This is a genomic window from Burkholderia sp. Se-20373, assembly GCF_017104705.1.
Lineage (GTDB): Bacteria > Pseudomonadota > Gammaproteobacteria > Burkholderiales > Burkholderiaceae > Burkholderia.
The window spans coordinates 1-6,284 of the sequence record NZ_JAAGPH010000256.1 but is presented as its reverse complement, the minus strand read 5'-3'; the positions used below and the strand labels follow the sequence as shown (position 1 = coordinate 6,284).

Here is a 6,284-nt window from a genome sequence, read left to right as displayed (position 1 = left end):
TTGGGTCGTGCCGTCGCGCCCGGCAGCGTCAGTACGCCGCGTTGCGGATCGAGCCGTTCGCGCCAGAACGCGAGCTGGCGATCGCGCTCGCCGGCGTCGAGCCAGCGGCGCTGCCACAGCGCGTAATCGGCGTACTGGATCGGCAGCGGCGCGAGCGGCACCGGCCGGTCCGACGCATACGCGCGATAGAACGCCGCGAGTTCCTCCAGCATCACGCTCGACGACCAGCCGTCCGACACGATGTGATGCACGGTCAGCGCGAGCCAGTGATGCGTCGCATCGAAGCGCACCAGATGCGCGCGGACGAGCGGCGCCGCGCCGAGGTCGAACGGTTCGGCTTCGTCGGCCGTCGCGACGGCTTCCGCGCGCGCCGTGCGCTGCGCGTCCGGCAGCGCTTCGAGATCGGTCTCACGCCACGGGCAGCGCACCGGTGCGTGGATCGTTTGCGCGACGCCGTCCTGCGCTTCGTCGAAGGTCGTGCGCAGCGCCTCGTGGCGCGCGATCAGCGCATCGCACGCAAGGCGCAACGCATGCGCATCGAGCGGGCCCGTCAGCGCCAGCCGCTCGGTGATGTGATACGCGTCCGGCGCGTCGATCAGCCGCGCGTGCAGCCACAGCCGCGTCTGCGCGAATGACGCCGGCACGCGGTCGCTGCGTGGCGTGCGCGGCGGGATCGGCAGCACGCGGAAGTCGATGCCGGCCGCGCCGAGCTTGTCGATGAAGACCGCGCGCTGCGCGTCGGGCAGTTGCGCGAAACGCGTCGCGAGCGCGAGCCAGTCGGGTTGAACCTTCGTCATCCGTCGTCCTTATTGGGTTTCCAGTTCGCCGAGCAGCGCGTCGATCGCGCTCGCCGCATCGGTCTCGCCACGAGCCGCGCAGGCCGCGTCGATCGCCTCCGCGCAGCGCGCGAGCGTGCGTGTGTCGAACAGCGTGCGCAGCGGCAACGCGAGCCCCCAGTGCAGGTTCGCCTGCGCGTGAGCCTGCGTCGCGAGCAGCGAATGGCCGCCGAGCAGGAAGAAGTCGCCGTCGCGGCCGATCGCGTCCACGTGCAGCACGCGTTGCCAGATCCCGGCGAGCGCGCGTTCGGTGTCGGTCGCGAGCTCGACTTCCGCGGCCGCTTCGCGCACCGGCGCGGGCAGCGCATGGCGGTCGCACTTGCCGTTCGGCGTCACGGGCAACGCGTCGAGTTCGATCAGTTGCGACGGCACCATGTAGGCCGGCAACTGCGCGCGTAGCGCGTCGAGCAGCGCCGCCCGGTCGAGCGGGCCCGCGTCGCCGCGTGCGACATAGCCGATCAATTGCTCGTCGCGCACGATCACGACCGCGTCGTTCACGCCCGGCGCCGCACGCAGCAGCGCCTCGATTTCGCCCGGCTCGATCCGCTGGCCGCGCAGCTTCACCTGCGTGTCGACGCGGCCGAGATAGTCGAGCGCGCCGTCGGCACGCCGGCGTGCGAGGTCGCCCGTGCGGTACATGCGCGCGCCCGGCACGAACGGATCGGGCACGAAGCGCTCGGCGGTCAGCGCCGGACGGCCGAGATAGCCGCGCGCGAGGCCCGCCCCCGCGAGATACAGTTCGCCGGTCGCGCCGGCCGGCACCGGCTGCCATGCGGCATCCAGCACGTGCAGTTGCAGGTTCGCGATCGGATGGCCGATCGGCACCGCGGCCGCATACGCATCGTCAGGGCCGCAGGTCCAGTGCGACACGTCGATGGCCGCTTCGGTCGGCCCGTACAGGTTCACGAGCGTCGCGTTCGGCAGCAGCCGCGCCATCTTCGCGACGAGTTCGGGCGCGAGCGCCTCGCCGCTCGCGACGATCAGGCGCACGCTGTCGCACTGCGCGGCGGCCGAGAAATCGTCGAGATACGCGGCGAACGCGGCGAGCATCGACGGCACGAAGTGCAGCACCGTCACGCCGTGCGCATGGATCGCGGCCGCGAGACGCGCCGGATCGCGATGGTCGCCGGGCGCGGCGATCGCGAGCTTCGCGCCGATCGCCAGCGGCCACACGAATTCCCACACCGACACGTCGAAGCCGAACGGCGTCTTGTGCAGCACGACGTCGTCGCGCGTGAGCCGGTAGGCGTGTTGCATCCATGCGATCCGGTTCGCGAGCGCGCCGTGCGTGTTGCCGGCGCCCTTCGGCTTGCCGGTCGAACCGGACGTGTAGATCAGGTACGCGAGCTGGGCGTCGTCGATCGTGGCAGTCACATCGGCAGTGTCGCTTTCGGCTTCGTCGGCAAGCAGGTCCGCTACCGTCAGCAGCTGCGTCGTGACGCCCTCGCCGAGCGCGGCCTCGACCTGCTCGCGCAGATGGGCCTGCGTGATCGCGACGGCCGGCCGCGCGTCGCGCAGCATGTAGGCAATGCGCTCGGGCGGATAGTCGGGATCGATCGGCAGGTAGGCCGCACCAGCCTTCAGCACGCCGACCAGCGCCATCACCATGTCGAACGAGCGCTCGACACACAGCGCGACCGGCGTGTCGGGCTGCACGCCGCGCCGTTGCAGCGCGGACGCGATGCGTGACGTGCTGACGTCGAGTTCGCGATAGGTCGCGCGACGCACGCCACCGTGAACGTCCGCGTATTCGAGCGCGATCGCGTCGGGCGCCGCCCGTGCCGCCTCGGCGAATTGCAGGTGCAGCGGCTGTTGCCGCGCAGCCGGCCATGCTTGCGCGGTGTGTTGCGCGTGCGCCAGTGCGTCACGGGTTGCGTCGTCGGCGATCGACAGCGTGCCGAGCAGCGCATCCGGCGTGCGGGCCAGTGCATCGAGTGCGCACGCGAACGCGCGGTGCCAGGTCTCAACCTGACGCGCGTCGACGCGCGCGGCGTCGTAGCCGTAGTCGATCGTCAGTTCGGCACCGCTCTCGATCACGAGCGTCAGCGCGAAATCGGTCGATTCGATGCTGCGCACGTCGCTCAATGCGAGTGCGCGCGGATCGGCGTCGCGCGCCGTGTCGTCGACCGGGTAGTTCTCGAACACGACCAGCGTGTCGAACAGTGCGCCGCCCGCGCCGCGTGCCCAGCGCTGGATGTCGGCGAGCGGCGTGTGCGCGTGCTCGGCGGCGGCCGCGTTCTCGCGTTGCAGCGTTTGCAGCCAGTCGGCCGCGCGTTGCTGCGGCGCGGGCGCCGTGATCACCGGCAGCGTGTTGATGAAGAGACCGAGCACCGAATCGACGTCCGCGAGCGCATCGGGGCGGCCCGCGACGGTCGCGCCGAACGCGACGGCCGGCTGGTGCGTCATCCGCTGCAGCGCGAGCGCCCACGCGCCCTGCACCAGTGTGTTGATCGTCAGCTTCAGTGCGCGCGCCGTCTGCGCGACACGCGTCAGCGTGTCGGCATCGAGCGTCGCACGCCACGTGACCATGTCGGCCTCGGCGCGGTCGGCCGTGCGTTCCGCGATCAGCGTCGGCGCGTCGAGGCGTGCGAGGCGTTCGGTCCAGAAACGTTCGTCGGCGTCGCGGTCGCGCGTGCCGAGCCACGCGATGAAGTCGCGATAACGCAGCGCCGGACGGCTCGCGAACGGCGACACGGCATCCGGGTCGCGATAGTCGCGCAGCACGTCGGCGAGCAGGCGCGCGGTGCTCCAGCCGTCGAGCAGCACGTGGTGACGCGTCCAGACGACGCGCCACGCGTCGTCGGTCACACGGATCAGCGTGAGCCGCATCAGCGGCGGCTCGCGCCAGTCGAAGCCGCGTGTGCGATCGGCGGCGAGCCAGGCGTCGAAATCGGCATCGAACGTGTCGCCGCGGGTGCGCCAGTCGAGCTGTTCGACCGGCATGTGCGCATGGCGATGCACGCACTGCAGCGGCGCGGCTTCGTCCGGCATCACGCTCGTGCGCAGGATGTCGTGGCGCGCGATCGACGCTTCGAACGCGGCCGTGAACCGGTCGGCGTCCAGCGCGGTCGCGGTCGCGACGAGCTGGTTCACGTAGCTGGCATGACCGGGGGCGAACAGCGCATGGAACAGGATGCCCTGCTGCATCGGCGACAACGGATAGACGTCGTCGATCGTGCGCCAGTCGAGCGGCGTGCGCTCGATCGCGGCCTGCGTGAGACCGGCGGCCTGCGCGAGCGGGAAATCGCCCGGCGTCGCGCCGCCGCCGCGATGCGCGACGCGCGACGCGCATGCGTCGACGAGTTCGCGCAGCGCCGCCGCGAAACGCTCGGCGAATGCGTCGATCGTCGCGCGCTCGAATTGCGGTGCGCCATAGACCCAGTGCACTTTCAGCGTGCGTGCGCCGTCGTGATCCGTGTCGAGGTACGCGTGGATCGCGAGCGTGTTGCCGAGCGGTCCCTGCGGATCGCGTTCGACGCCGGTGCCGCCGAAGCGCGGTACGAGCGTGGCATCGCGCGGTGCGTCGAACTGGCCGAGATAGTTGAACGTGACGCGCGGACGCGACACGGCGGCCAGCGCCGCACGCGTCGCCGCCGCGCCGTAGTGCGCGAGCACGCCGAAGCCGAGCCCCTTGTGCGGCACCGCGCGCAGCGCGTCCTTCACCGCGCACAGCGTGTCGCTTGCCGTGGCCGCGATCGGCAACGTCACCGGGTAATGGCTCGTCAGCCAGCCGATCGTGCGGCTGGCATCCACGTCGTCGAACAGCACCTCGCGGCCGTGCCCTTCCAGTTCGACACGGCACGATGCGGCACCGCTCGCGCCGGCCAGCGCCAGGGCGAGCGCCGCGCCCAGCAGGTCGATCGTCTGCGTGCGATAGGCCGCGTGCGCGTCGGTCAGCGCCGCGCGGGTCAACGCCGCGTCGATCGTCTGCACGACAGTGGCCGCATCGGCGTTCGTCGCCGCTGCGTCGGGATGATCGGGCACGATGTCGTCGCCCTGCGCCATGCCGGCCCAGTACGCGGCCTCGGCCGCGAACGGCGATGCCGGTTCCGTTGCCGCACGGGCGAGCCGGGCCGCCCATGCATCCGCACGCAGGCCCGGCTGCGACAGTCGAACCGGCGCGCGTTCGCATGCGGCGCGATAGGCCGTGTCGAGGTCGTCGAGCAGAATGCGCCACGACACGCCATCGACGATCGCATGGTGAATCGCGAGATAAAGCTGCGTCGAGCCGTCCGGCAAGCGTGCCGCGCACGCGCAGGCAAGCGGCCCGCGGCCGAGGTCGAGACGGCGCTGCAACGCGTCGAAGCGCGCGAGCGCGTCGGCTGCGTCGCGGGCGGCGACTTCGACGAACGGCAGCGCGTCGTACGGCTTTGCCGCATCGCTGGCGTGCCACGTACCGTCCGCGCCGCGCGCGAAACGCTGGCGGAACGCGTCGTGATGCGTCAGCAGTGCGTCGAACGCACGCGCGAAGGCGTCGGCGTCGAACGGCCCGCGTACGTCGAACGCAACCGACTGGTTCCAGTGGCCCGGATGCGGGATATCGAGCGCGAAGAAGCGCTGTTGGGCAGGCGTGAGGATCTGCGCCGTCACCGGCGCGCCGGCAGCGGCTGCGACCGCGGGTTTCACGGCGGCAGCGGCAGTCACGTCCTCCGTCTTCGCGATACGCGCGAGTTCGGCGACCGTCGGGCCGTCGAACAGCTGCTTCGGCGTGAAGCGCACGCCGCGCTTGCGCGCCCGGGCGATCACCTGCAGCACGAGGATCGAATCGCCGCCGAGCTCGAAGAAGTTGTCGTCACGGCCGACCTTCGGCGCCTTCAGCACGGCCTGCCAGACTTCGGCGAGCACCGTTTCGACCGCGCCCTGCGGCGCATCGCCGGAGGTCGTCACGACCGGCGCGGCCGCCAGTTCGCGCAACGCGGCGCGATCGATCTTGCCGTTCGCGGTCACCGGCAGGCGTGCGAGCGCGACGAATTGCGCCGGCACCATATAGTCGGGCAGCTTCGCGGCAAGCGCCGCGCGCACGGCAGCTTCGTCGAAGTTCGCGCCATCGCGCATCACGACGAACGTCGCGAGCCGCAAGCGGCCGTCGTGTTCGATCGCGAGCGTTTCGGCCTGTGCGACCGGGCCGGCCGCGCGCACCGCCGCACTCACCTCGCCCGGTTCGACGCGGTAGCCGCGAATCTTCACCTGGTCGTCGATACGGCCGAGGAACGCGAGGCGGCCGTCCGCGCGCAAGCGTACGCGGTCACCCGTGCGATACAGCCGCGCGCCGGGCGTGAACGGATCGGGGACGAAGCGCTCGGCGGTCTGCGCCGGACGCCCCAGATAGCCGCGCGCGACGCCCGGCCCGCCCAGATACAGCTCGCCCGTCGCACCGGCCGGCACGCATGCGCCGAACGCGTCGAGCACCAGCGCGCGCGCATTCGGCAGCGGCAGGCCGAGCGGCAC

Annotated in this window: 2 protein-coding genes; both read right to left on the bottom strand. The window is 71.5% G+C overall.

Annotation, left to right across the window (positions count from 1 at the left end):
• Window positions 1–797 (bottom strand): condensation domain-containing protein (locus G3N96_RS37320; protein WP_241023011.1); only part of this gene is annotated, 797 nt, incomplete at its 3' end.
• A gap of 9 nt (window positions 798–806) precedes the next feature.
• A partial coding sequence (locus tag G3N96_RS37315; RefSeq protein WP_206140336.1) for a non-ribosomal peptide synthetase occupies window positions 807–6,284 on the bottom strand: 5,478 nt, incomplete at its 5' end.